The sequence below is a fragment of the Mycobacterium nebraskense genome (assembly GCF_002102255.1).
GTDB classification, from domain to species: Bacteria; Actinomycetota; Actinomycetes; order Mycobacteriales; family Mycobacteriaceae; genus Mycobacterium; species Mycobacterium nebraskense.
This window is the reverse complement of the sequence record NZ_LQPH01000047.1, coordinates 39,007-63,554: the sequence shown is the minus strand read 5'-3', so window position 1 is coordinate 63,554 and position 24,548 is coordinate 39,007. Positions and strand designations below refer to the sequence as shown.

Here is a 24,548-nt window from a genome sequence, read left to right as displayed (position 1 = left end):
ATGACCCCATTGCCCCTAATTATGGGTTACATGTGCGGCTTGAATCTGCGCAGCCGCAGGCTATTGCTGATCACAAACACCGAGGAGAACGCCATCGCCGCACCTGCCAGCATAGGGTTCAGGAGCCCGGCGGCTGCGAGTGGCAGCGCGGCGACGTTATAGGCGAAAGCCCAGAACAGATTGCCCTTAATCGTCGCTAATGTCTTGCGGGAGAGGCGGATAGCATCGGCTACTACGCGAAGGTCACCGCGTACGAGCGTCAAGTCACTGGCCTCGATGGCGACGTCGGTGCCGGTGCCCATCGCCAGCCCCAGGTCGGCCCGGGTCAGCGCGGCCGCGTCGTTCACACCATCGCCAACCATGGCCACAACTTTGCCCTCGGCCTGCAACCGCTTGATGGCCTCGACCTTGTCTTGCGGCAGGACTTCAGCGATAACCTGGTCGATGCCGACCTGGCTGGCGATCGTTTGGGCCGCAGCCTTGTTGTCACCGGTGAGCATGATCGGTGTCAGACCGAGAGCGCGCAGTCGCGCGACAGCCTCGGCCGCGGTCGGTTTGACCGTGTCCGCAACGACCAGCACTCCGCGCGGCCGGCCGTCCCAACCGACGGCGACTGCTGTCTTGCCCTCGGATTCGGCCCGGCGCATCGACTCCGTCAGATTCTGCGGTAGGTCTTGCGACCAGCCCGCCAGCAGCCGCTGTCGGCCTATTACCACTGTGTGGCCATCGACGGTGCCTCGCACGCCGAGTCCCTCCAGGTTGGCGAAATCCTCGACGGCCGGCAGGGCGCCGAGTTCGTCGGTCGCACCCTGGGCGATCGCCTTGGCGATCGGGTGCTCGGAGGAGTTCTCGAGCGCGCCGGCTAACCGCAGCTGCTCATCGGGTTGTTCACCGTCGGCGGTGATCACGTCGAGCAGGGTCATGTCGCCGGTGGTGATGGTGCCGGTCTTGTCGAGCACGATCGTGTCGATTTGCCGGGTCGACTCCAGCACTTCGGGTCCCTTGATCAGAATTCCGAGTTGCGCGCCGCGGCCGGTGCCGACCATCAAGGCGGTCGGTGTGGCCAGGCCCAGAGCACACGGACAGGCGATGATCAGCACCGCGACCGCGGCGGTAAACGCCGCCGACATCGATCCGCCAGTGCCGATCCAGAACCCGAGCGTTGCCAGCGACAGGGCGATGACGATCGGCACGAAAACGCCGGAGATCTTGTCGGCCAAACGCTGCGCCGGCGCCTTGCCCGTTTGCGCCTCCTCGACCAAATTGGCCATTTGCGCCAGTTGGGTATCTGAACCGATCCGATTGGCGCGCACGATGATCCGCCCGCCAACGTTGACCGTGGCACCGACCACCTGATCGTCGGGGCGAACCTCAAGCGGCACGGATTCCCCGGTAAGCATCGATGCATCCACCGCGGAAGCGCCTTCGATCACGACACCGTCGGTGGCGATCTTCTCGCCGGGCCGCACCACGAACTCGTCACCGACGGCGAGCTGGTCGATTGGGATTCGTTGCTCTGCACCGTTTCTGCGCACCGCGACATCCTTAACGCCGAGCTCGAGCAGGGCACGCAGCGCGGCGCCGGCACGACGCTTAGCCCGCGCCTCGAAGTAACGGCCGGCAAGAATCAATGTCGTGACACCCGCTGCGGCCTCAAGATAGACGTTCGCGGTGCCGTCGGCGCGGGCGATGGTCAACGCGAACGAGTGCGTCATGCCTGCCCTGCCGGCCGTGCCCCAGAACAACGCATAGATCGACCAGGCCAGCGCGGCAACCGTGCCCATCGAGATCAGCGTGTCCATCGTGGCGGCGCCGTGGCGCAGGTTGGTCCACGCGGCCCGATGGAACGGCAGCCCGCCCCACACCACCACGGGGGTGGCAAGCGTCAGCGACAACCACTGCCAGTTGGTGAACTGCAGCACCGGAATCATGGCCATCGCGACCACCGGCACGCTCAGCACCAGCGAGACCAGCAGCCGTTGCCGCAGCAGCACGGCCGGATCCAGCTGCACCGGATCCGTGGCATCGCTGTCGGTGAGGGATGTGCTCGGCTTGGTCCGCTCCGCGGTGTAGCCGGCTTGCTCAACGGTTGCCACTAGCTGATCAGGTGAAACATCCCGGACATAGTCGACAGTGGCCTTCTCGGTCGCGTAGTTGACTGACGCGCTGACTCCGTCGAGTCTGTTGAGCCTCTTCTCAATTCGGGCCGCGCACGAGGCACACGTCATTCCGCCAATCTGCAGCTCCATCTGCATTGTCGTTTTGCGGATGCCATCCATGGTGCAGTCCTCCCAGCACACCTTGCGCGCATCGGCGGTATCAGCCGCCTAACTGGTAGCCAGCCTCGTCAACGGCATGCTCAATCGCAGCGGTGCCGACCGGGTAGTCGCTAACGATGCAAACCTGGCCGCTGGCCAAATCCACATCCACCTCTTTGACACCGGGAATATGGCCGAGCTCCTCACGCACCGAAGACGCGCAATGATCGCACGACATCCCGTCAACAGTGACTGTCACAGTGCTCATGTCGCTACATCCAGACGCTGAGTTTACAACTTAAGGCCACTATACCCCCGCCGGGTATATAAGTTCTAGTCGCTCACGCAACCGCAATAGCGCGAAACGCGGGAGCGATCAGGAGCGAACGAGTCGCGTGATGGCTGCGGAGGCTTCGGCGAGCTTCACCTCGGCCTCGTGGCCGCCCTCGGTGATCGCGCGGCTTACGCAGTGTTCAAGGTGCTCATCGAGCAGATTTAACGCCACTGACCGCAAGGCGCTACTGGCGGCGCTGATCTGGGTGAGGACGTCGATGCAATACTTGTCCTCTTCGATCATCTTCGCGATACCGCGGACCTGTCCCTCGATTCGCCGCAGCCTTTTCGCGTAGCTGTCCTTGTGCGCTACATAACCGTGTGTCGCCGTCACCTGGCTCCCAGCAGTCCTAGTCATCGAGTCGATCTCAGCCTTTCTCCTGCGTGGTCGCCGTCAGGGTTCGCCGTTGCCGCTCTCGGTATTGGCCACCTCGATACCGCCCCCGCAACGGACCATCGCCCTCGCAGCCTGTCGAGGCAGGCATCCGCGATAGCGCGGAAACACTTGTGCTAGCGGGCGTCATACAGCCACTGTATCTACCCCGCAGGGGTACATGGACATGATTTTGCTGACATGTCGGCATGCCTGTATGAGCACGTTTGCCGAGCCGACACGACCGAGCAAGAGAGGACCATGGTGGCCGAAATGCCCGACGAGCGGGTGGATGGCCGCCCACATGGTGCTCGACGGCTCTATCGGGGCTGCGTTGCGCACTACCACCAGTCAATCGGTGCGATGGATCGGCCATTCCACATAAATATCATCCGGAGCCCTCAACCCCGGCTGCATTCGACGTTTCGGGGGATTCCAGAGGCATTCGCGTTGGTGACAGACCACCTTGCCCGAGATCGTGCTCAGGTTGCAGTCAAATCCTAGCGACCGTCCGCCCGCCGCTGATCGCGGCGCCGCGGGGCCAATGCGAAACACCGCCGACGAGCCGATCGCGAACGCCGCACCCCTCCAGGCGAAAGTGCCTGCCGGACGGTTCGTCAGATCGACGGAGACGGATAGCCTGGGTGTCGGAGTCGTGGCGTCGACGTAGCGCGTGCGGCACGCTGGCGGTCGTGTACCGGATGGCGGTCAGCAACTCAATGCCGCCGATCACGACTGCAGGCCAATAGCCGCTTGTGGTTAATGCATATCCCCGAAGTCCCGTATCGACTGCTCCGCGCCGATACCTAGCGGGGGTAGGGACCTAAGCCACCAGAGGTCCGGGAAAAGGTCTCTACTCCGAGCACTGGTCGACGACGACAGTGGAGAGCGCCGTGTTGTCTGCACCTAGGAGCGTTCTTGGCATGCAAGATCTTTCACCGCCTCGTCAACCGGCGAGCGCAGGAATACATATAGACACTGGCGCCGTCGATGGATGGTACGTTGATGGCTGACGCGGCTTATGGCCTGTGGCCGCTGGTCGTTCTGAACACTGTGTTGTTCGCGTTCTTCGCGATGAGCTTTTTTCATCCACGTACGAAGCGGGACTGGCGAGCGATGGGCGGGTTCACCGCATTCCTGGTAGCCCTATTCACCGAGATGTACGGCGTTCCGTTGACGATCTATCTGCTTGGCTCGTGGTTGGGCTCGCGATTTCCGTTGTTGCGCACCACCCATTCCGGCGGGCACCTGTGGAACGATTTGGTCGGCTGGACCGGCGACCCGCACCTGAGCCCGTTTCACCTCGCCAGCTACGTAGCGATCGGCGGTGGGTTTTGGTTGATTGCTGTGGCGTGGCGGCACCTGCACGACGCCGCTCGCGAGGGTCGGCTCGCCACGGGCGGGCCGTATGCTCGCGTACGCCACCCTCAATACGACGGATTGTTGCTGGTGATGATTGGTTTCCTGCTGCAGTGGCCCACCATACCGACCATGATCATGTTCCCGATTCTGGTCGCTGTGTACATCAAGCTAGCCCGCAGTGAAGAACGTGAAGTGGCCAAGCAATTCGGCGAGCAGTGGAACGACTACGCCGCCCGTACCCCGGCGTTTCTTCCAAGCTTGCGTCCGCGCCGCAGGCCGAGCGCGCTACCCCATTCGCAGCGATAGACAATCCGCAAGAGTTTCTAGGGCCAATGGTCCCTACCCCGGTTAGGTATCCATGTGCGATCGTTCGTAATATGACAGAAACACCCGAATCCACGGTCGAACCAACCAATGTGACTGGGCAACCTCGCTCCGTCGTTGTCCAAGGCAGGTCCAGTCGTCTGGGTCAAGTCTTAGCGTGGGTGGGCATCGTTGCCGGTGTCGTGTTCGTCGTCGCAGTGATCTTCTTCTCGGGCGTCTTCTTGGGCTTGTCGTCATACGGCCACTACGGCTGGCATCGGGATCACGAGGGTGGCCGCGCGGGTACCTGCCCGATGATGGGTTCCGGCGGGATGATCGGCCCGGGCGGGATGATGGGCCCAGGCGGAATGATGGGCCCGGGGGGAATGATGGGTCCTGGTGGACAAATGGGTCCTGGTGGACAAATGGGTCCTCAACAAACGCCTACCACGACGACGCCGCGACCCTAGCGGCTAAGTACGTGTAGAGGCGCAGGACCGTCGGTCGCGCGACAAGTCGCTGCGAACTTGTACGGAGAAACCATCGGCGCCGGAGTCGGGATTTCCGGCTGTTCGCGCCGCCCAAACCCGTAGGCGTTCCACTCCCGTGCGATCCTCGATCGAGACACGCAACGAAGCAACCGAGTGGCAGCCACCATGCCGTTGGCCGGAACGAATCTCGTTGGCGTACCACGACCCGGGGTGCGTCGGTCATCGCAACCGTGGCCGAGTTATCCATATCCCAGCTCGGTGCCCGCGTCGTCCCACAGCGTCACGCAATCACGCCGTATAGCTCGCCGATGCCGATCACTCAGCGTAGACATCGGTGGCCCTGGGTGTGGCCGACGCACATCCGGGATGATTTGCAGCGGTGATGAACGTGGTATATCCGCCGATACCCATCGACGCGGCGCACCTGGCACAATGCCCTGAAAAACGCACGAGAGCCTAGGCGTACGTCGAAGCCGACGAGGCCCTCCAACAGCTCAATCGGCTATCGGACGTCGCCTGTTCCCTGACGAACCGATCCGTCAGGTCCGCCCGAGATACTTCGGGCAGTACGCAGCTATGCTGGCGCCGACAAAGAACCCGGCGTGATGGGCGGCCAGGTTGCTGCCGGTCAGCGCGTCCCTGTGGTTCAATAAGTCGTGAGCGACCCGGGTCGGGGTCTCGCCACGATCAAGTTCTGCGCAGACGGAATGACCGGCGGCGATCATGACTTCTGGTGACGCGTACGTGATGCCCTGAGAGCTCAGTGCGGCCAGGAACTGGGCATCGGCATCGGCAGGGTCGGCATGAGCGGTCGAGCCCGCCGCTCCCGGAATGCCCAGCAGCGCGGCGATCAGTACAACGCGGACAGCCGATAGTGATCGCACTCGTCCGGGCGGGTGGACATGGGCGGTTGTCAATTTCGCACCTTCAAGTGAGTAGAAGCGCATTGCGTAGGGGCAAGCCAAACGGACGAATGCCTGTCAATAGCCGGCCAGGGCCTAGCAGTTCGCATGAGGAATGCAACCACCGGGGGCACTGGGAACTTCGTGACCGTTTGAGGGGGAGGGCGCTGTCGTCTTAGTCGTGCTTGTTGTCGTTGTAGTCGTGTTGCTTACCGACTTATTGACGCCACCGCCGCCGCAGCCGACCGCAAACACGACTATCCCGGCACCGTCGAACAGCGCGATCGCCGTCCGAGCTCCAGATTTCATCAGCCCCCTCCAATTATCTTCGTGGGAAGAGCACTGATCTTATGATCGCGCACAGTACCCCTACGGGGTAGTGCCTTAAGCCCCCTGTGCACATCGGGGGTAAACAGGCATCCACCCGCTGCAAGATCCCCTAAGGGCGAGTGCCCACCTGCCTGTCGGCGCCACGCCGAGTGGGAGCCGCCGCCCTGGCTGTCGAGTCCTCCTACGCAAAGTAACGGCGGCAAAAAGGTGGCCACCACCTAACTAGTCAGCCCAAGGCAGGTTGTTTTGTGGGTAACGCAATAGCGCTGAGGTTCATGTTGGGAACGCCCGAATTCTCACCTTGTGGTGGCCGTCGCTGCCCCACATCTGGGCGCTTTCCTCGGCGGCCAACCCGCGAATGTTGAGAATGATGTCGTCCATTGCTGCGTAGTGGTCGTTCCTCACCACTTGGCGCTGGGCCAGGCCAGTCCCGCCCGAGTGAGCCGGCTTGCCCGCATTGGTTGGGCAGTTCGGCTTCGAAGCGTTTCGAGCTTGAGCGGGGACGTTTGTGGGGTTGGGGGGGGTGATGAAGCCGCGGCGGGACAGTACGCGCCCCTGGAGGAGGAGACTCCGGGGGCCACTTTCGTGCCGCCGCCTATCGGGGCAGCACGGCCTCGATGGCGCTGATGACCTCGGGGGCGTCGGGCTCGGTGCGGGGCCGAAATCGGTGCACCACCTCACCGCCGGGTGCGATGAGGAACTTCTCGAAGTTCCACTGGATGTCTCCCGCCTGGCCGGCGGAATCGAGGGCTTTCGTCAACTCGGCGTATAGCGGGTGGCGGTCCTCGCCGTTGACGTCGGTCTTGGCCAGCAGCGGGAACGTGACCCCGTAGGTGGTCGAGCAGAACTCTGCGATCTCCTCGGCCGTGCCCGGTTCCTGGCCCATGAACTGGTTGCAGGGGACGCCGACGACCGTCAGGCCGCGGTCACCATAGTCCTTGGCCAGCTTCTCCAGTGCCGTGTATTGCGGCGTCAGTCCGCACTTGGAGGCTACGTTCACGACCAGCGTTGCGCCGTCGGATAATTCGGCCAGCGTGGTCGGCTGGCCGTCGAGGGTGGTCAGGGCGATGTCTTTGAGGGTCACCCCGACGACGCTAACGCAAGTTCTCGCCGCTGATTGTGCGAACGGCGGTTCGCATGACGACGGCGGCCGCGGTACATTCCTGTGGACTTCGTTATTGCATGTGTGTGCAGAGCCCCTGGTACGGGGAAGGATTCGCCGCGGCACCGGGATGCGGCGCAGAGGTGAGGGGCGCGGGTGACATCGTCTTCCCCGGTGCAGGTCAATTCCCAGCGTCTCCCGCCATACCGGTGGATCGCTGTCGCCGTGCTGGTGATCTTGGCCATCGTCTTCACGCTGGTGTACGTGCAATTCCGCGGCGGTTTCACTCCCAAGACCAAGTTGACGATGCTGGCGTCGCGGGCCGGGCTGGTGATGGATCCGGGCTCGAAAGTGACCTACAACGGGGTGGAAATCGGTCGGGTCGGCAACATCTCGGAGATCGTGCGCGACGGCAAGCCCGCCGCCAAATTCACGCTGGAGGTGTATCCGCGGTATCTGTCGCTGATTCCTTCCAATGTCAACGCCGACATCAAGGCGACCACCGTGTTCGGCGGCAAGTACGTGTCCTTGACTGCGCCACAAAACCCGTCGCCGCAAAAGATCAACCCGCACACGGTGATCGACGCGCGGTCGGTGACCACGGAGATCAACACGCTGTTCCAGACGATTGTGTCCATCAACGAGAAGGTGGATCCGGTCAAGCTCAACCTGACGCTGAGCGCGGCCGCCCAGGCGCTGACCGGGTTGGGCGACAAATTCGGGCAGTCGGTGGTGAACGCCAACACGGTCCTCGATGACGTCAATCCGCAGATGCCGCAGGCGCGTCACGACATTCAGCAGCTGGCGGGGCTGGGCGACACCTACGCCAACGCGGCACCCGATTTGTTCGATTTCCTGAACAACGCGGTGACGACCTCGCGGACCATCAACGCGCAGCAGAAGGATCTGGACCAGGCGCTGCTGGCAGCAGCCGGGTTCGGCAACACCGGCGCCGACATCTTCGAACGCGGTGGCCCGTATTTGGCGCGCGGCGCCCAGGACCTGGTGCCCTCGGCCCAGCTCCTGGACACCTACAGCCCGGCGATCTATTGCACGCTGAAGAACTACCACGACGTGGTGCCTCTGACCGGTGCGTCCGAAGGCGGTTTCAACGGCTATTCGTTGAACATGAACACCGAGGCGCTGTCAGGGTTGGGGCTGTTGGCCAACCCCGTGTCGGCGGTGGCCACCCTTGCCAGCTTGGTCGGCGGCTTGGCCGGGGTGGTCGGCGGCGCGCCGAACCCGTACACCTACCCGGAGAACCTGCCGCGGGTGAACGCGCGCGGCGGCCCGGGCGGTGCCCCGGGTTGCTGGCAGCCCATCACCCGTCACCTGTGGCCCGCACCCGAATTGGTGATGGACACCGGAAACAGCATCGCGCCGTACAACCACCTGGACACCGGATCGCCGTATGCGATCGAGTACGTCTGGGGCCGCCAGGTCGGCGATAACACGATCAATCCCTAGAACTGCGCCGCGAAGAATGCAGAATGTCTTCGTGCTGGCGTGGAGGGACCGCTGACGTGCCGGGGTTTGGCTTCCACACCCTGGCGCTACTGACCGCCATCGGCTTGGCCGGTCCGCTGTTGGCCGCGCTGCCGCGCCTTCGGATACCGGTGATCATCGGTGAACTGATCGCGGGCCTCGTCGTCGGCCGGACCGGGTTCGGCGTCGTCGATGTCACCAACCCGACGTTGCAGGTGCTCGCCAACATCGGTTTCGCGTTGGTCATGTTCGTCGTGGGCACCCACGTCCCGGTCGGTGCCGGCGCGTTGCGCTCGTCGCTACTGCAGGCGCTGGCGCGGGCGGCGCTGGCCGGCGCCGTCGCGGTGGCGCTCGGCGCCGGGCTGGCGGCGGCCTTCGGAACCGGCCACGCGGCGATGTACGCGGTGCTCATGGCCTCGTCGTCGGCGGCGTTGGCGCTGCCGGTGATCGATTCCCTGCGGTTGAAGGGGCCGCAGGTGATTGCCGTCACCGCGCAGATCGCGGTCGCCGACGCCGCCTGTATTATCCTGCTGCCGTTGGTGATTGACCTGCAACACGCGCCCACCGCCGCGCTGGGCGCGCTGGCGGTGGCGAGCTGCGCGGCGGTGTTCTACGTGCTGCTGCGCCAATCCGACGCCAAGGGCTGGCGCCGCCGCATGCACGTCTACTCCGAGAACCGCCGGTTCGCGCTGGAATTGCGCACCAACCTCATCGTGCTGTTCGCCCTGGCGGCGCTCGCCATGAGCACGCACGTCTCCGTCATGCTGGCGGGCTTCGCGGTGGGCCTGGTGGTCGGCCTGGTCGGTCAACCGCGACGGCTGGCACGCCAGCTATTCGGGATCACGGAAGGGTTCTTCAGCCCGCTGTTCTTCGTCTGGCTGGGCGCTTCACTACAGGTACGCGAGCTGATTTCGCACCCGAAACTCATCCTGCTCGGCGTGGGGCTGGGGCTCGGCGCCGTGCTGGCGCACTGCGCCGGCAGGCTGCTCGGCCAACCGCTGACCCTGGCGGTGCTCTCGGCCGCCCAGCTCGGTGTGCCGGTGGCCGCGGCCACCATCGGCACCCAGGAACACCTCCTGGTCGCCGGCGAAGCGTCCGCGTTGATGTTCGGCGCCTTGCTGACCATCGGCGCCACCTCGATCGCGGGCGCGTTCGCGTCGCGGAACCAGGTGACCAACGGCCCTTCCGCCGCGGGACCTCCGCACCCTGCAAAGCACGACTGAAGCACTCACCGTCCGGTTGCATTCGGCCCTGTGGGCCGGAGCGGGGACGTGGTCGGATGAATTCCAAGCTCGACCGAGGAGGCTGTGATGTTCCTACGCCACCACCTGCGAGACGTGCCGGCCGCGACGATGTACCGCGTTACCGATCGACTACACGGCGGACGTACCGTCCGGGTGCCCGGTCATGAGATCGCGCCCATCGTGTCGACATGGCTGGCGGAGCTGGGCGTCCACAGCCCCCTGCCCGCCGAGCTGGCACGGGCAGCGTGCGTCGGCGACTGGTCGGCCGCCTATGTCATCGGCGATCAGCTGTCCGTCGATGTGGCCATCGCGGTGGCCGCGTAGCTGCGCAATTGGCCCAAAGTCCTTTGGGCTAGAGCCGTCAGGCTCTCGCGGGGCCGGTAGGAATCCGCAATCGTAGACAAGACGACGCAATACCGAAGGGAACGACCGCCATGAACACCCGTTTACCGGATGCCGGCACGGTTCGGACGGTTCTGAGTTTGGCATCTCGGGCACCTTCGGTACACAACACCCAACCCTGGCGGTGGCGGGTGGACGCGGCGAGTCTGCATCTTTACTCCGACGCGAGCCGGCAACTGCCCAACACCGACCCGGATGGGCGGGACCTCATATTGAGTTGCGGTGCGGCCCTGCATCACTGCGTCGTCGCGCTCGCGGCGGTCGGGTGGCTTTCCAAGGTGACCCGGCTCCCGAATCCCGCCGACCCCAGCCACCTTGCGGCAATCGAACTTTCACGGCACCGTGCCGACTCCGTCGACATAGCGCTGGCCGCCGCGATACCGCGGCGGCGAACCGACCGGCGCTACTACAGCTCCTGGCCGGTGCCCGTGGGCGATGTCGGCCTGATGGCGGCGCGGGCGGCCCGAAACGGCGTAACGCTGTGCCAAGTCGAAGACCTCGACAACCTGCGGAAGATCGTTGCTCAATCCGTTCAAGATCACTTGAACCAGGATTACCTCGCCGAGCTCACGGAGTGGAGTGGCCGCTACGCGTCGGTTGCCGGCGTTCCCGCGCGCAACACGCCCGCACCGGATCCGACGGCGAAGATTCCGGGTCGGCTCTTCGCGGGCCCGGTGCTGCCGATGCCGCCGGATACGTCATCGGCCGACGACAGCGCCGTCGTCCTTGCACTGGGGACCCGCAACGACGACCGCCTGGCCCAGCTGCGCGCCGGGGAGGCAACCAGCGTCGTGCTCCTCACCGCGACGTCACTCGGGCTGGCCAGCTGCCCGGTCACCGAACCGTTGGAGACGCCCGAAACGCGCGCGGCGGTCCAGTCCGACATCTTCGGCGACAGCAGCTATCCCCAGATGCTGCTCCGGGTGGGCTGGGCACCCATCAACGCGGATCCCTTGCCGGCGACACCGCGGCGCGAGCTCTCGGACTTCGTCGAGTGGATGACCCATCACGAGCACCAGGTCGTCCACTGAAACGACGAATCCACCGAAACGGTTGCGGCGCAGAGGACATGATGGAGACGTTCACGTTGGACCCACGCTGCTGGCGTGTCGCTCGCGTTCTCGGCCGCAATCCGTTGCTCCGGCGCACGGACCGCATCGAGGCCTTGGTCATCCTGGTCGCGCTTGTCGTGTCCCTGGTCGCAGTTCCCGTCGCGGGCGTGGTCGGCGCGGTGACCTACGGTGCGCGGGATCGCGTGTACACACAAGAGGCGCACCAACGGCACCGCGTGATGGCAACGGTTGCCGACGCCCGAGTCGAGGATTTGGGTGTGACTGTCGTGCAGGCGAAGTGGCCGGGACCGAATGGGGAGCGCCGAGGAACACTGGAACTCATGGAGCATGCCAAGGCGGGCGGGACCATCGAAATCTGGGTGGACGGGGACGGCAATCCGGTGGTTCCACCCACCCCGACCTGGCTCGCCGCGGGCGAGGCGGTCGGGGTGGCGGTGGTGACAGCGCTGGCGGTGACCCTGGTGATGGCGGCACTTGTAGCCGTCGTCCAGTCGCGGCTGGATCGGGCCCGTGACGCCCTATGGGAGCGCGACATCAAGTTCCTCGCGGAGGCCTCGTAGCCAGTGACCCCGCGGCCAAACCCCTATACAGCACAATCGAACCGGCGGATGATGTGTCGATGAGCGGAAACGGCGAGAATTCCGGTGCCGCATCGTTCGACACCGCCGGGCTGCACCGCCTTGTCGAGGTCCTGATCGAGCGCGGATACCGCGTCATCGGTCCAACCTTGCGGGACAACGCGATCGTCCTCGATCAACTGCAGTCCGCCGCGGACCTGCCGCGGGGGTGGGGCGTCGACGTGGCTCCCGGGCACTATCGGGTGCGCCGGCGCGATGACGACGCGGCGTTCGGGCACTCGTCCGGGCCGCAGTCATGGAAGCAGTTCTTGCACCCACCACGGCGCCGGCTGTGGACCGGCACCCGGGATGGTTTCAGCAGTGCCGAGTCGGACGAGGAGGTTCCGCGGTACGCCTTCCTCGGAGTGCGTGGGTGTGACCTGGCCGCGATCGCGACGCTTGACCGGGTCCTTGGCCGTGGCCAGTCCCCCGACAACTCCTTTGTCCGTCGGCATCGGCAGATCTTTGTGGTGGCAGTCAATTGCACAGAGCCGGGCGGGCTGTGCTTCTGCGCCTCGATGGGCACCGGCCCCGCCGCCGGACCGGGATATGACTTGGCCTTGACCGAGCGACTCGACGGTGATGGCGCGACCTATGTGGTCGAGGTGGGCACCCAAGAGGGTGCCGAGGTGCTCGCGGCCGTTCCGCATCGGGTTGCCGACGACACGGAGGTCGGTTCCGCGCGCGCCGCAGTCCAGGAAGCGTCGCATCGGATGGGTCGCCAGATGCCGGATATGGATCTGCGCGACTTGCTGGTTCGTTCGCGCGAGTCGCCGCAGTGGGACGAGGTCGCCAGTCGTTGCCTGACGTGTGGCAACTGCACGATGGTGTGCCCAACCTGCTTCTGCACCAGCACCGAAGACGTCAGCGATCTGACGGGCGAGCATGCGGAGCGCTGGCAGCACTGGGCGTCGTGTTTTGAGCCCGATTTCACCTACATCCACGGCGGCGGCAGCGTCCGCCAGTCCGGCTCCTCGCGGTACCGGCATTGGCTGACCCATAAACTCGGCACCTGGCACGACCAGTTCGACATGTCGGGGTGTGTCGGCTGCGGGCGGTGCATTGCCTGGTGTCCCACCGGCATCGACATCACCGAGGAAATGAACAAGATGGCCCGCGATGACTGACGCGGCGTGCGCCGTGGCACCGCCGCCGGTGATGGCGCCGAACCCCTACCGGGTGCGCAGTCGCGTCGTCGAAAGCCCCGACTCCGCGACCCTGTGCCTGGAACCGCTCGGCGAGGTGTTGCGCGCACCGCAACCCGGAGAGTTCATGATGCTCTACGCATTCGGCGTCGGCGAGGCCGCGATTTCGATCAGCGGTGATCCGACGGTCACCGACGGTTCGATCACGCATACGATCCGCGCGGTCGGCGCGGTGAGCCGCGCCCTGCACGACGCGCAGCCGGGAACCATCATCGGGGTCCGGGGCCCGTTCGGCACCACGTGGGGGTTGACGGAAGCCATCGGGCGGGATTTGGTCATGGTCGCCGGCGGCGTCGGCCTGTGCCCATTGCGCCCGGCGATACTCGGGGTGCTGGCGGAGCGGTCACGCTACGGCAAGGTGATGCTCATCGTGGGCGCCCGGTCGCAGGCCGACTTCGTCTTCGCCGCTCAGCTCGAAAAGTGGTCGCAGGACCCGCAGATCGACTTGCATTTGATCGTCGACGCCAAGACGCCGGGCTGGGACGGCGACGTCGGCCTGGTCACCGAGCCGCTGAGGCGGCTCGTCCTGGATCCCGATCGGACGACCGCATTCCTGTGCGGACCCGAGCCGATGCTGCGGTTCGGCGCGGAGGCCCTGCTTGCCAAAGGCGTTGCGGCCGAGAATATCCGAGTCTCTTTGGAGCGCAACATGCAGTGCGGTGCGGCATTGTGCGGTCACTGTCAGCTGGGGCCGCTGCTGTTGTGCCGCGACGGCCCCGTGGTTGGCTACGACGTCGCCGGGCCGCTGCTACGGGTGAAGGAGCTTTGATGAGCCGACCGACCCTGGCCGTGTGGAAGTTCGCCTCGTGCGACGGTTGTCAACTGACCCTGTTGGACTGCGAGGACGAGCTGCTCACCCTCGCCGACCAAGTGCAGATCGCCCACTTCGCCGAGGCGTCCAGCGCGATCGTCGCCGGCCCGTACGACGTCTCGCTGGTCGAGGGTTCGATCACCACTCGGCGCGACGAGCAGCGCATTCAAGAGATTCGGCAGCAATCGAAGGTGTTGGTCACCATCGGGGCGTGCGCCACGGCCGGGGGAGTGCAGGCGTTGCGCAACTTCGCCGACGTCACCGAGTTCGCCTCCGTCGTGTATGCCAAGCCGGAATACATTGACACGCTGGCGACGTCGACGCCGGCATCGGCGCACGTCAAGGTGGATTACCAGTTGCCGGGCTGCCCGATCGACCGGGGCCAGCTGCTCGACACTCTGGCGGCCCTGCTGATCGGACGCAAGCCGCGTCTGCCGGCCAAGACGGTGTGCACCGAGTGCAAACTCCGCGGGGTGACGTGTGTTGTTGTCGCCGAGGGGATTCCGTGCCTGGGTCCGGTCACCCACGCTGGCTGCGGGGCGTTGTGCCCCAGCCATCATCGCGGTTGCTATGGCTGTTTCGGCCCGTCCGCGGTGCCGCGCACCGCGACGTTGATCCCGCTGCTGCGCCGCGACGGGATGTCCGACGCTGACGTCGACCGGGTGTTCTCGACGTTCAACGTCGCCACGTTCGCCGCCGAACGGAGCGAGCCGTGAATTCGTCCGACCGCACACTCAGCGTCGGCGCCTTGACCCGGGTGGAAGGCGAAGGCGCACTTCACGTCACACTGCAGGATGGTGCGCTGGACAGCGTGCAGCTCAACATCTATGAGCCGCCCCGGTTCTTCGAGGCGTTCTTGCGCGGGCGCGCCCACACCGAGCCGCCGGACCTGACGGCCCGAATCTGCGGCATCTGCCCGGTCGCCTATCAGGTCAGCGCCTGCAATGCGATCGAGGACGCCTGCGGGGTTCGGGTGGATGAGGAGCTCGTCGCGTTGCGGCGGTTGCTGTACTGCGGCGAATGGATCAACAGCCATGCGCTGCACATCTACCTGTTGCATGCGCCGGACTTTCTCGGCTACCCCGACATCGTCGGCATGGCACGCGACCACCGCGAGACCGTCGAACGGGGACTGTCGCTGAAGAAGGCGGGCAACCGGCTGATGGAATTCGTCGGCGGCCGGGCGATCCATCCCGTCAATGTGCGACTGGGCGGATTCTATTCCGTCCCAACACGGTCGGACTTCGGGCCGATCGAAGAGCAGTTGCGTCGCGCGCTGGACGACGCGGTGGCGACGGCCGAGTGGGTGTCCGGGTTCGAGTTCCCCGACCTCGAGCTCGACCACGAGTTCTTGGCGCTCACGGCGCCGGGCTCCTACCCGATCGAGAACGGCGACATCGCGCGCAGCGCCGGTCCGGCCTTCGGAGTGGCCGACTTCACCGAGCACGTCGCCGAATCACAGCTGCCGTACTCCACCGCCCTGCACGCGACACTCGACGGCGGTCGCCACCTGACCGGTCCGCTGGCCCGGTACTCGCTGAACGCGCCGGCGCTGTCGCCGATCGCCGCTCAAGTGGCGGCCCGGGCCGGACTGTCAGGCGAATGCCGAAACCCGTTCCGCAGCATCATCGTCCGTGCGGTTGAAGTGGTCTATGCGATCGAAGAAGCACTGCGCATCATCGACGAATATCAGCGTCCGTCACGCCCGTTCGTCCCCGTCCCGGCTCGTGCCGCCGTTGGTCACGGGGTCAGCGAGGCGCCCCGCGGCCTGCTGTATCACCGATACCGGATCGACGAGGAGGGGCTGGTCTCGGCCGCAACGATCATCCCGCCGACTTCGCAGAATCAGGGGGCCATCGAAGCCGATCTGGCCCGCCTGGTTTCCGACAACCTTGCGCTCGACGATGCCGCGTTGACCGAACTGTGCGAACAGCTGATCCGCAGCTACGACCCGTGCATTTCATGTTCGGCGCATTTCCTGACGCTGACGGTGCAGCGACGATGACCGAGGATGACGGACCGAGCGCCGGCCGGGTGGCCGTTATCGGGCTCGGCAACCGTTACCGGCGCGACGACGGTGTCGGTGTCGCCGCTGCGATCGCAATGGACGATCTCGCGTGGCCGAACGTTGTGGTGACAACAGGTATTGCGGAACCAATGGGTGTTCTCGAGGCGTGGACGGGTGCCGCACTGGCCGTGATCATCGACGCGGCGATCGTCACCCCGGCGACTCCGGGCCGCATCCATCGTTATCAGCTAGATGAGGTGCCCACCCAAGCCGAGGGATTGAGCTCGCACAGCATCGATCTCGGCCGCACCCATGCGCTGGCTCGAGCGCTTGGGCGGACGCCCGACGAGGCGATGGTGTTCGCCGTCGAGGCGGCGGACACCGGCTCTGGCGACGGGCTGACACCGCGGGTCGCCCGGGCCGTGCCGGTGGTGGTCGGCATGGTGGCCGCCGAGATCAATCGCTTTCGGTCAGGGAAGCGATCGCAGCACGCAGGTTCTCGGTGACCTCGTCGGCGATGATGACGAGCGCCGGCTCGCCGATCACCTCGACCAGGAGTCCGGGATCCATCGCCTCAACGATCACAGTGCCCGGGTCACCCGGGTCGGCGCGCACCAACATGTTGCACGGCAGCAGCAGCCCGATCTCTCGATCCACATTGATGGCTCGATGCGCCAGAGCCGGATTGCATGCACCGAGGATCAGGTAATCCTCCATCTCCACGCCGAGCTGCGCCTGCAGTTTCGCTCTGATGTCGATTTCGGTCACTACACCGAATCCGTGCTGTGCCAGGGCTGCTCGAGTGCGGGTCACCGCATCATCGAACCGGGTCACCAACCTTGTTGCCAGTTCCGCACTCATCGCGATGCGCCATCGGTCAAGATATCAGCCCGGTTCCCCGCACCGGGGCTGGAAGATCTATGTGCTTACCGCAGTTCGGGCAGAACCGTTCGGTCGGATGGTGCTCAGCTCCGCAATGTGCGCAGAAGTGCGGTTCGTCGGCTCCCGATTCCTGCTTGGGCATCAGACGAAGCGGTTGCACGTCGGGTGCCGGCTGAAGGGGACGTCGCACCTTGAGCCCCAAGAAGGTCAGGCCGGCACCGAGGCCGATCACCGACACAACGCTGATGACGATGTACCACAACAGATTCATGCCGCTCAGCAACGACGCATCCCCGTACTGCTGGCGCAGATTGGCCGCGTTGGTCTTCAGATCATCCAGGCCGGGATAGCCGGGCGACATGGCCAGCGTCTGGTCGAACTCGTTGATGGCATCGGTGTAGTGGCCCCCATAGAAGTCGGTGAGTCCCTTGCGATAGAACCTGTCAGCGGGTCCGAGCATCGGCTTGACGCCCTTGCTGGCCAATATCGCGGCTATGCCGTCGGCCGGCGCGATGAAGTTGAACGGTTGTGACTCGCCGGCGGGGGCGAAGCTGTTCAGGCCAACCACCTTGCCGTTCAGCCCGATTGTCGGGCCACCGCTCATGCCTTCCGTCATTGCGGCGTCGATCTCGTACGCGGGGTTCGATCCCGCGACGGACTTCTTGCTGACCTTGCCGCTCTTGTAGGTGGGGTCGAGCGAAGGGCCGGTGACGTTTTGGGTGCTCTCGGGGAAGCCGACCGCGAGAATGGGCGTCCCAATGGCGACGTCGGCGTCGGTAGCGAGTTCGGACGACGGAAGGTTGCGTTTGGCTACCTTGAGAAGAGCGGCGTCGCCCTTCCCGAGGGGCCGGAAATCGACGACGTTCGCGGTCACCTTATCGGTGAGTTTCGTTCCGGTACCGGACATCAGCGCGATGCCCACGTGAGGGCCTTGGCCGGGCGTGTCGCCTTCCACCCGCGCGTTCTTCTGCAGCCACTCCAACGTGGTTGCCGGGTCGCTCGACTCGGGCGCATCCGGAAACTCGTTTTGATATTCCATGGCGGCCCGCTTGAGTATGAGTAGCGTGGCGCTCGCCGGGTCGACGCAGTGACCCGCCGTCGCCACCCAGCCGTCGGGGTTGACGACGAAAGCCGTGCAGTTCCAGGTGGCCAGGAAAGGCATGCTGGAACCTCGGCCGAATTGAGACAGGACCTCACCATTGGGCAGCCGGACCAAGCCGTAGCCTTCACCGGCGAGATACATGATGGACGGCCGAATCAGAGCCGCCGCCCGTTCCTCGGGCTTGGCTTGCGGACGCCCGCTATCGGCGGCTGCCATGCCCGGCGCACCGGCCCAGAGCATGAGGGCGACCGCCGACAACGCCACCATCCTTCGGGCCGGCGTACGCGCCGCTATTGGCGTCACGACCGGGGCCGCCGGATCTGGGCTTGAGCCCAGTGGGCGGGGCGGACCATCGATGACGGATGACGGTGCATCGCCGCAGCGAGCTCGGCTGCCTCTCGTTGCGCCGAAATCCAAGCCGGATGCAGCTCGAGGACGATTACTTCCGCGCCGACAACGGATGTCGCGGTATTTCGCTCCGTTGCGGGAGCTGTCACAGTCACAACCCTTATTTGAGCGGTTTACCGGACGAGTCGATAGGGACCGAAGTCCCGACCGTGAAGGACCTCCGTTCGTCTGTGGTTTTCGGCGTTCACCGGGGGTGATTCACGAAAGTGACCAACGCCCCGAGCCGCTGTGCCTTTGCGCCCTTACTCGATCGCGAGCCCACGCGCAGCATGGAGCTGTCTGAGCCACGTTCGCAAAGGAGTTGGCGATGAGGTCGCTTATCGTGTGCGCTTCGAGATCGCACGGCAACACCCGCCTGGTGGCCGACCGGATGGCCGAGGTGCTGGATGCCGAGGTGGTCACACCCGAGTCGGTGGACCCCGACACCGTTGGCGACTACGACCTCGTCGGGTTCGGTTCGGGCATCTACTACATGATGGCGGATGCGAGGCTGCGGAAATTGATCCGTCTACTCCCGGCCGCCGACCACCACACCGCCGCGTTCACGTTCTTCACCAGCGGCGCACGCGAGATTCCGCTGTTGGGCTACCACAGACCGATCCGGGAGAAGCTCGAGCAAAAGGGCTTCGAGGTGATCGGCTCGTTCTCCTGCCGAGGGTTCGACACTGTTGGGCCGTTCGGATTCATCGGTGGAATCAACAGGGATCGGCCCAACGACCACGACCTCGATCGGGCCGCGGCGTTCGCCGCTCGGGTCCGCAAACGGGCCGCCGGCTCGCAGGCGGCGTCGTAACGGAGGGCGGCCGGTCTCATCGAGGACGCGGACAAGGGTCCTTCGGTCGGATGGGTCGGGACTTTTGGCCACTGACTGATGAGCCATCGCGGCTCTACCGTCAGTAACAGCCGCATCGCCGATAGCGGCGTTGGTGGATTGAGGTGGTCGTCATGACCCAAGTTGCCACATTTCTGGTTGTCTCAGGGGTTGTCGTCGCGGTGTTGCTGGCCCTGGCGTCGATCAGGGTGGTGCAGCAGTACCAGCGCGGTGTGCATTTCCGCCTCGGCCGCGTGATCGGCGTTCGCGAACCCGGGCTGCGGATCATCATTCCGATCATCGACCGCCTATGGCGGATTTCGATGCGCATCGTGACGATGCCCATCCAGTCCCAGGGCATCATCACCCGCGACAACGTCAGTGTCGACATCGCCGCGGTCGCCTACTTCCGGGTCATCGACGCCCGCAAGGCCGTCGTCGTCATCGAAAACGTCAACGCCGCCATCGACCAAATCGCACAGACCACCCTTCGCAATGTCGTTGGGCAACATTCCCTCGACGAAGTGCTTGCCCAAACCGAGAAGATCAACGGCAGTATTCGCCAGATCCTTGACGCCACCACCGTGGATTGGGGCGTGGAGGTCACCTTGGTGGAGCTCAAGGACATTCAGCTCCCGGACAGCATGAAACGCGCCATGGCGCGCGAGGCCGAGGCGGAGCGGGAGAAGCGGGCCAAAATCATTGCGGCCGAGGGGGAGGCCCGCGCGGCCGCGGCGCTCGGCGACGCCTCCGACACCATGATGAGACACCCGCTGGCGTTGCAGCTGCGCAACCTGCAGACGTTGCTCGAACTGGGGGTGGAGAAGAACACCACCATCGTTTTTCCCGCCCCGCTGATGACCGCGATCGGAGAACTCACCGCCTTTTTGGCGCGTGAGACCGATGCGTCCAAGAGCACCGGCCAATCCGAGGAGAAGCTGGTGCGGGCAGCTGCACTGCACTGAACGCTGCCCGACTCTATGCGGGCTGGAGAAAGCCGAGCGACGCTGGGAGGGAGGCTTTTTGTGATCGGCCAGGTTTTCGACCGGCGCAGCAATGCCCTCAACCTGTGGCGGCTGATCCTGGCCATCGAGGTGATCCTGTGGCATTCGTTTGCGGTGACCGGCCATAGTGTTTCGTCACCGGTCGCGCAGCGGCTTTTGTTTTCTCTAGGCGTGGACGGCTTTTTCGCGGTGTCAGGCTTCTTGGTTACCGCGAGCTGGCTGAACAACCCGCAACCAAGAGCGTATCTGCAGGCTCGAGCACTGCGCATCCTGCCGGGCTTCTACACGTGTTTGATCGTCACCGCTTTTGTTTTCGCGCCGATCGGTCTCGCGCTGCAAGGTGGGTCTGCGCTAGGCCTTTTGCGCTCTAGTGGACCGCTGAAGTTCGTTCTGTTCAACAGCGCTATCGCTCACCTCAAACTCGACGTGGGTGGCACACCGCAAGGCGTCCCACACCCCCGCACGTGGAACGCGTCGCTGTGGACCTTGGTGTTCGAGGTGATCTGCTACCTCGCGGTGCTCGCCATCGGCGTTGTCGGTCTGGCACGGTATCGGTGGACATCTTCGGCTATGTTGGCCGCCGGTGTGATCGTGGCGCTGCTGTTGCCGCCCATGGCTGACCCGTGGTCGTGGACCATCCCGCAATGTCTTGCACGCTTTACGATTATGTTCGCCGCCGGCGCGGTGCTCTATCAGCTTCGGGACGTGATACCGGCTCGATGGTCTTGGGTCGCAGCAAGTTTCGCGATCGTCGCGGTCTGCGGCCTGCTGTTGCCCGACTATCGGATCATTGGCGCATTACCCCTGGCCTACGGGATCATCGCGTCCGGCATCATGCTGCATAGGTTCCATCTACACAACGATCTGTCGTACGGCGTGTACATCTACGCATGGCCGACCCAGCAGCTCCTCGTCATCGGCGGGCTCAGACACTTTGACCCGCTTATCTTTGCGGTGGTGGCGACCACGGCCACATTGCCGTTCGCTGCGGCAAGCTGGTTCGCCATCGAGAAACCGGCACTGCGGCTCAAGGCGGCCAAATTGCCCCATCACGTGTGAACGCCGTGTGGGGTCTGGTGACCTTTGACTCTGTCCCGCAACCGGTTCTGTGACGTAGCACTTTACCTATGCGCCACAGAACGAAAACGCCACAGGACATCGATGTTCAGGTCACCACGCGCGACGAGCTTCCAGCGGCGGCCGAATACGCGCGCAGCAAGATCAGTGAGCTCACACGGTACGCAAGCCGGCCGGTGCTGCACGCAAGCGTCCGACTGACCAGGCATCGCGATCCGGCGGTGCAGCGGCCCGTCGTCGCGCAGGCCAATCTCGATGTCGATGGCCGGCCCGTCCGCGCCCAGGTCCAGGCCGACACGGCGCGGGAAGCGGTCGACCTTCTCGCGGCGCGGTTGCGCCGCCGCCTGGAACGCGCCGCCGAACACTGGGAGGCGCGCCGCGGCGAGCTACCGGCGGGTGCCGCCGAATGGCGGCATGAGTCCGAGCCGGCGCGCCGGCCGAACTACTTCGCTCGTCCGGCAGACCAGCGCCGCGTCATCCGCCGTAAATCGTTCACCATGGCGCCCTGCACCATCGACGATGCCGCCCGCGAAATGGAGCTGCTCGACTACGACTTCCACCTGTTCACGGAGAAAGGCACGGGCATTGCCGGTGTGCTGTATCGCGCAGGGCCAACGGGCTACCGCCTTGCGTTGGCAGCACCGGCCCTGGCCGACCAGGTGAGTCAGCACACGCTACCCGTGACCGTGAGCCAACAATCGCTGCCGTGCCTCACCGAAGAGGGAGCCGCCAACCGGCTGGCCGTACTCGGCCTGCCGTTCCTGTTCTTCATCCACGCCGACTACGGCTGCGCCAGCGTGTTATACCACCGCTACGACGGGCATTACGGCTTGATCACCCCGGCCGGCTAGGGCGCCTCTAAGCGGTGCGCAGGGCATATCGGCGCGCTCACCAAGGACCAAGGACCCTCGTAGGCATCGGGGCGCACCGCGCAGACTGGCGCCATGGCCAACACGACAAAGCGGATCGCCCAGATCGCCGCGCTGTTCACCGCTCTCTACTGCGCGCGCAGGTATTACCGCAACTGGGGCGCAACCAAGGCGGAGTCGCAGATGCGTTTTCCGGGTGACGCCTTGGTGAGCGATCCGGCGGTCCAGACGACCGAGGCGGTCGACATCGACGCGACTGCGTCCGCGGTCTGGTCCCGGCTACTGCAGATGGGCCAGGATCGGGGTGAACGCTACGACACCGAGGGGCTGAGAAGCCCTGTGGAGCAGCATGATAACGGGGAGCTGCGGGTGGGGGATGGGATCCGCCTGGCTCCCGAAGGCTGGATGGGGTTACCCGACGGGCTGACCCTGCGCGTCGATGAGATCGTGCCCGGAAAATACATCGTGCTCGATGCCATGCGGTTGGCGCCACACTGGAATGCGGTCTTGTCATTTCACCTCCAGCCACACTGGGAGGACCGCGTCCGCCTGCTCGCACGCGCCCGAATCGCCCTGCGCTACCCGGGCGAAGTCTTCGTCATGGAACTGGCCAGGCCGTTGATAGCGCTCGGGACACGCGCGTTGCTGCTTGCGGTCAAGCGCCGGGCGGAGCGCCTCACCGTGACGGAGCCGATCCGCTCGTCTGTCAAAACGAGTTGACCTGCCCATTAGTCCGCGACGAGAAGGCCGAACGACCCTAGCGCCGGCTGTGGCGGCTGCCTACTTTCGACAGTAGACGCAATCCGCAACTCCAGGAGGACACGATGACCACCGCACGAGACATCATGAATGCCGGTGTGACCTGTGTCGGCGAGCACGAGACCCTAACCGCCGCCGCCCAACACATGCGGGAGCACAACATCGGTGCATTGCCGATCTGCGGGGACGACGACAAGCTGCACGGGATGCTCACCGACCGTGACATCGTGGTCAAAGGCCTGGCCGAAGGCCTGGACCCGAACACCGCCACGGCCGGGGAGCTGGCCCGGAACAGCGTTTACTTCGTGGACGTGGACGCGAGCATCCCGGACATGCTCAACACGATGGAAGAGCATCAGGTCCGTCGCCTCCCCGTCATCGAAGGGCATCGCCTGGTCGGCATCGTCACCGAGGCTGACATCGCCCGGCACCTGCCCGAACACGCCATCGTGCAGTTCGTCAAGGCGATTTGCGCGCCATCGGCCATCGCCAGCTAGCTGGGTTGGGCGGCTCGGACGATGAAACCAATCCTGGTAGGAATCGACGGTTCGTCGGCGGCGGTCGCGGCCGCGCTGTGGGGTATCGACGAGGCGATCACCCGCGGGGTGCCGCTGCGTCTGATCTCCGTCGTCAAGCCGACGCATGAATCCCCGGAAGACTACGAGCGCGACATCGCACACGCCCAAAAGTCGCTCCTGCAAGCACGGTTGGCCGTCGAGGCCTTGGGCAAGGCCGTCACGATCGAAACCGACGTGCCGCGGGGTCCCGCCGGGTCCGTGCTGTTGGAGGCATCCTCGGATGCCGAGATGATCTGCGTCGGTTGCGTCGGCATCGGACGCTACGCGCGCTCGATCGTGGGGTCGACGGCGACGGAGCTCGCCGAGGAGGCGCGCTGCCCGGTCGCGGTCCTGCGGACCGAATCCGACCGGCCGCCACCGGACATCAATTGGATCGTGGTCCGGATGACGGACGCGCCCGGCAACGACATTGTCGTGAATTACGCTGCAGCGGAGGCGAAGTTGCGCAGGGCTCCGATGCTTGTCCTCGGTGGCCGGCCCGAGGAACTCACCGAGCACGCCGACGGCGAATTCGAACGCCGGGTAGCAGAATGGCGGCAGCACTATCCCGAGGTGCGCGTTTATCGGATCACCACGAAGCACGCCATCGCCAGCTACCTGAGCGCGAACGACGAAAGGGTTCAGCTCGCGGTGATCGGCGGCGATGAGGCTGGTCAGCTGGCGCAGTTGGTCGGGCCGCAAGGGCATCCGCTCTTCCGCCACCCCGAATGCTCCGTGCTCGTGGTGCGCTAGAGGGCCGCTAGAGGGCCGCTAGAGGGC

General features: G+C 65.0%; 26 protein-coding genes. 19 read left to right on the top strand and 7 right to left on the bottom strand.

What is annotated here, in order from left to right; genetic code table 11:
• Window positions 1–26: 26 nt before the first annotated feature.
• From AWC17_RS05535 to ricR, 3 genes are all read right to left on the bottom strand, one after another.
• A complete protein-coding gene (locus AWC17_RS05535) occupies window positions 27–2,279 on the bottom strand; it encodes a heavy metal translocating P-type ATPase (RefSeq protein WP_046182804.1) in 2,253 nt (750 codons plus the stop codon).
• Between the two features lie 40 nt (window positions 2,280–2,319).
• Window positions 2,320–2,526 (bottom strand): heavy-metal-associated domain-containing protein, encoded by a 207-nt coding sequence (locus AWC17_RS05530; RefSeq protein WP_085164395.1) that lies wholly within the window; start codon window positions 2,524–2,526, stop codon window positions 2,320–2,322.
• Between the two features lie 108 nt (window positions 2,527–2,634).
• Window positions 2,635–2,925 carry a copper-sensing transcriptional repressor RicR gene (gene ricR / locus AWC17_RS05525; protein WP_046182815.1) on the bottom strand — a complete coding sequence of 97 codons (291 nt, stop codon included), beginning with the start codon at window positions 2,923–2,925 and terminating at the stop codon, window positions 2,635–2,637.
• A gap of 1,044 nt (window positions 2,926–3,969) precedes the next feature.
• On the opposite strand from ricR, the gene AWC17_RS05515 reads away from it, so the two are divergent.
• Together AWC17_RS05515 and AWC17_RS05510 are read left to right on the top strand one after the other, a co-directional pair.
• Window positions 3,970–4,632 carry a methyltransferase family protein gene (locus AWC17_RS05515; RefSeq protein ID WP_047323337.1) on the top strand — a complete coding sequence of 221 codons (663 nt, stop codon included), beginning with the start codon at window positions 3,970–3,972 and terminating at the stop codon, window positions 4,630–4,632.
• 179 nt (window positions 4,633–4,811) lie between these two features.
• Window positions 4,812–5,099 (top strand): hypothetical protein, encoded by a 288-nt coding sequence (locus tag AWC17_RS05510; RefSeq protein WP_372517430.1) that lies wholly within the window; start codon window positions 4,812–4,814, stop codon window positions 5,097–5,099.
• A gap of 560 nt (window positions 5,100–5,659) precedes the next feature.
• Here the strand turns inward: AWC17_RS05510 and AWC17_RS05505 are convergent.
• Both AWC17_RS05505 and AWC17_RS05500 read right to left on the bottom strand, forming a co-directional pair.
• Window positions 5,660–6,037 (bottom strand): DUF732 domain-containing protein, encoded by a 378-nt coding sequence (locus AWC17_RS05505; RefSeq protein WP_047323352.1) that lies wholly within the window; start codon window positions 6,035–6,037, stop codon window positions 5,660–5,662.
• Window positions 6,038–6,947: 910 nt separating this feature from the next.
• A complete protein-coding gene (locus AWC17_RS05500) occupies window positions 6,948–7,436 on the bottom strand; it encodes a glutathione peroxidase (protein WP_047323338.1) in 489 nt (162 codons plus the stop codon).
• Window positions 7,437–7,628: 192 nt separating this feature from the next.
• On the opposite strand from AWC17_RS05500, the gene AWC17_RS05495 reads away from it, so the two are divergent.
• The 10 genes from AWC17_RS05495 (at window position 7,629) to AWC17_RS05450 (ending at window position 16,805) form a co-directional block, all read left to right on the top strand.
• On the top strand, window positions 7,629–8,921 hold the full coding sequence (locus tag AWC17_RS05495; RefSeq protein ID WP_047323339.1) for an MCE family protein: 1,293 nt from the start codon (window positions 7,629–7,631) through the stop codon (window positions 8,919–8,921).
• Window positions 8,922–8,977: 56 nt separating this feature from the next.
• Window positions 8,978–10,162, top strand: coding sequence for a cation:proton antiporter (locus tag AWC17_RS05490; protein ID WP_231614219.1), 1,185 nt, complete (start codon window positions 8,978–8,980; stop codon window positions 10,160–10,162).
• Between the two features lie 87 nt (window positions 10,163–10,249).
• The gene (locus AWC17_RS05485) at window positions 10,250–10,507 is read left to right on the top strand and encodes a hypothetical protein (RefSeq protein WP_046183873.1); all 258 of its coding nucleotides are present in this window, start codon (window positions 10,250–10,252) and stop codon (window positions 10,505–10,507) included.
• Window positions 10,508–10,617: 110 nt separating this feature from the next.
• Entirely contained in the window at window positions 10,618–11,616 is a 999-nt protein-coding gene (locus AWC17_RS05480; protein WP_046183872.1) for an Acg family FMN-binding oxidoreductase, read from the top strand.
• Window positions 11,617–11,654: 38 nt separating this feature from the next.
• Window positions 11,655–12,218: an Rv1733c family protein gene (locus tag AWC17_RS05475; RefSeq protein WP_231614220.1), complete on the top strand. Its 564-nt coding sequence runs from the start codon at window positions 11,655–11,657 to the stop codon at window positions 12,216–12,218.
• 59 nt (window positions 12,219–12,277) lie between these two features.
• Window positions 12,278–13,402 carry a 4Fe-4S dicluster domain-containing protein gene (locus AWC17_RS05470; protein WP_046183871.1) on the top strand — a complete coding sequence of 375 codons (1,125 nt, stop codon included), beginning with the start codon at window positions 12,278–12,280 and terminating at the stop codon, window positions 13,400–13,402.
• Window positions 13,395–14,249, top strand: coding sequence for an FAD/NAD(P)-binding protein (locus tag AWC17_RS05465; protein ID WP_046183870.1), 855 nt, complete (start codon window positions 13,395–13,397; stop codon window positions 14,247–14,249). Before AWC17_RS05470 ends, AWC17_RS05465 begins: the two co-directional genes overlap by 8 nt.
• A complete protein-coding gene (locus AWC17_RS05460) occupies window positions 14,249–15,007 on the top strand; it encodes an NADH-quinone oxidoreductase subunit B family protein (RefSeq protein ID WP_046183869.1) in 759 nt (252 codons plus the stop codon). The genes AWC17_RS05465 and AWC17_RS05460 overlap by 1 nt, the downstream gene beginning before the upstream one ends.
• Window positions 15,004–16,296: a Ni/Fe hydrogenase subunit alpha gene (locus tag AWC17_RS05455; RefSeq protein ID WP_046183868.1), complete on the top strand. Its 1,293-nt coding sequence runs from the start codon at window positions 15,004–15,006 to the stop codon at window positions 16,294–16,296. The genes AWC17_RS05460 and AWC17_RS05455 overlap by 4 nt, the downstream gene beginning before the upstream one ends.
• The gene (locus AWC17_RS05450; protein WP_046183867.1) at window positions 16,293–16,805 is read left to right on the top strand and encodes a hydrogenase maturation protease; all 513 of its coding nucleotides are present in this window, start codon (window positions 16,293–16,295) and stop codon (window positions 16,803–16,805) included. The genes AWC17_RS05455 and AWC17_RS05450 overlap by 4 nt, the downstream gene beginning before the upstream one ends.
• On the opposite strand, the gene AWC17_RS05445 is transcribed toward AWC17_RS05450, so the two are convergent.
• The gene (locus tag AWC17_RS05445) at window positions 16,756–17,160 is read right to left on the bottom strand and encodes a DUF302 domain-containing protein (RefSeq protein WP_046183866.1); all 405 of its coding nucleotides are present in this window, start codon (window positions 17,158–17,160) and stop codon (window positions 16,756–16,758) included. The genes AWC17_RS05450 and AWC17_RS05445 overlap by 50 nt on opposite strands.
• A 16-nt stretch (window positions 17,161–17,176) precedes the next feature.
• Entirely contained in the window at window positions 17,177–18,550 is a 1,374-nt protein-coding gene (locus tag AWC17_RS05440; RefSeq protein WP_046183865.1) for a trypsin-like peptidase domain-containing protein, read from the bottom strand.
• A 448-nt stretch (window positions 18,551–18,998) separates the two neighbouring features.
• Between AWC17_RS05440 and AWC17_RS05435 the strand changes: the two genes are divergently transcribed.
• From AWC17_RS05435 to AWC17_RS05405, 7 genes are all read left to right on the top strand, one after another.
• Complete coding sequence (locus AWC17_RS05435) at window positions 18,999–19,484, top strand: flavodoxin family protein (protein ID WP_046183864.1); 486 nt, start codon at window positions 18,999–19,001, stop codon at window positions 19,482–19,484.
• A 152-nt stretch (window positions 19,485–19,636) separates the two neighbouring features.
• Window positions 19,637–20,467, top strand: a complete 831-nt coding sequence (locus AWC17_RS05430; protein ID WP_046183876.1) for a slipin family protein — start codon at window positions 19,637–19,639, stop codon at window positions 20,465–20,467.
• 60 nt (window positions 20,468–20,527) lie between these two features.
• Window positions 20,528–21,565, top strand: coding sequence for an acyltransferase family protein (locus AWC17_RS05425; RefSeq protein ID WP_156181196.1), 1,038 nt, complete (start codon window positions 20,528–20,530; stop codon window positions 21,563–21,565).
• A gap of 68 nt (window positions 21,566–21,633) precedes the next feature.
• The gene (locus AWC17_RS05420) at window positions 21,634–22,434 is read left to right on the top strand and encodes a sigma 54 modulation/S30EA ribosomal C-terminal domain-containing protein (protein WP_047323342.1); all 801 of its coding nucleotides are present in this window, start codon (window positions 21,634–21,636) and stop codon (window positions 22,432–22,434) included.
• A 93-nt stretch (window positions 22,435–22,527) separates the two neighbouring features.
• The gene (locus tag AWC17_RS05415) at window positions 22,528–23,172 is read left to right on the top strand and encodes an SRPBCC family protein (protein ID WP_046183862.1); all 645 of its coding nucleotides are present in this window, start codon (window positions 22,528–22,530) and stop codon (window positions 23,170–23,172) included.
• A gap of 104 nt (window positions 23,173–23,276) precedes the next feature.
• Complete coding sequence (locus tag AWC17_RS05410; protein ID WP_046183861.1) at window positions 23,277–23,708, top strand: CBS domain-containing protein; 432 nt, start codon at window positions 23,277–23,279, stop codon at window positions 23,706–23,708.
• A 21-nt stretch (window positions 23,709–23,729) separates the two neighbouring features.
• A complete protein-coding gene (locus AWC17_RS05405; protein WP_085164390.1) occupies window positions 23,730–24,521 on the top strand; it encodes a universal stress protein in 792 nt (263 codons plus the stop codon).
• The last annotated feature ends 27 nt before the right edge of the window (window positions 24,522–24,548 follow it).

Bases quoted from the DNA above. Each gene is read 5' to 3' on its own strand.
- AWC17_RS05420 (WP_047323342.1), top strand. From the start codon at position 21,634: ATGCGCCACAGAACGAAAACGCCACAGGACATCGATGTTCAGGTCACC.
- AWC17_RS05475 (WP_231614220.1), top strand. From the start codon at position 11,655: ATGATGGAGACGTTCACGTTGGACCCACGCTGCTGGCGTGTCGCTCGC.
- AWC17_RS05480 (WP_046183872.1), top strand. From the start codon at position 10,618: ATGAACACCCGTTTACCGGATGCCGGCACGGTTCGGACGGTTCTGAGT.
- AWC17_RS05415 (WP_046183862.1), top strand. From the start codon at position 22,528: ATGGCCAACACGACAAAGCGGATCGCCCAGATCGCCGCGCTGTTCACC.
- AWC17_RS05515 (WP_047323337.1), top strand. From the start codon at position 3,970: ATGGCTGACGCGGCTTATGGCCTGTGGCCGCTGGTCGTTCTGAACACT.
- AWC17_RS05410 (WP_046183861.1), top strand. From the start codon at position 23,277: ATGACCACCGCACGAGACATCATGAATGCCGGTGTGACCTGTGTCGGC.
- AWC17_RS05405 (WP_085164390.1), top strand. From the start codon at position 23,730: ATGAAACCAATCCTGGTAGGAATCGACGGTTCGTCGGCGGCGGTCGCG.
- AWC17_RS05465 (WP_046183870.1), top strand. From the start codon at position 13,395: ATGACTGACGCGGCGTGCGCCGTGGCACCGCCGCCGGTGATGGCGCCG.
- AWC17_RS05485 (WP_046183873.1), top strand. From the start codon at position 10,250: ATGTTCCTACGCCACCACCTGCGAGACGTGCCGGCCGCGACGATGTAC.
- AWC17_RS05450 (WP_046183867.1), top strand. From the start codon at position 16,293: ATGACCGAGGATGACGGACCGAGCGCCGGCCGGGTGGCCGTTATCGGG.
- AWC17_RS05535 (WP_046182804.1), bottom strand. From the start codon at position 2,279: ATGGATGGCATCCGCAAAACGACAATGCAGATGGAGCTGCAGATTGGC.
- AWC17_RS05460 (WP_046183869.1), top strand. From the start codon at position 14,249: ATGAGCCGACCGACCCTGGCCGTGTGGAAGTTCGCCTCGTGCGACGGT.
- AWC17_RS05445 (WP_046183866.1), bottom strand. From the start codon at position 17,160: ATGAGTGCGGAACTGGCAACAAGGTTGGTGACCCGGTTCGATGATGCG.
- AWC17_RS05430 (WP_046183876.1), top strand. From the start codon at position 19,637: ATGACCCAAGTTGCCACATTTCTGGTTGTCTCAGGGGTTGTCGTCGCG.
- AWC17_RS05530 (WP_085164395.1), bottom strand. From the start codon at position 2,526: ATGAGCACTGTGACAGTCACTGTTGACGGGATGTCGTGCGATCATTGC.
- AWC17_RS05470 (WP_046183871.1), top strand. From the start codon at position 12,278: ATGAGCGGAAACGGCGAGAATTCCGGTGCCGCATCGTTCGACACCGCC.
- AWC17_RS05435 (WP_046183864.1), top strand. From the start codon at position 18,999: ATGAGGTCGCTTATCGTGTGCGCTTCGAGATCGCACGGCAACACCCGC.
- AWC17_RS05440 (WP_046183865.1), bottom strand. From the start codon at position 18,550: ATGGTGGCGTTGTCGGCGGTCGCCCTCATGCTCTGGGCCGGTGCGCCG.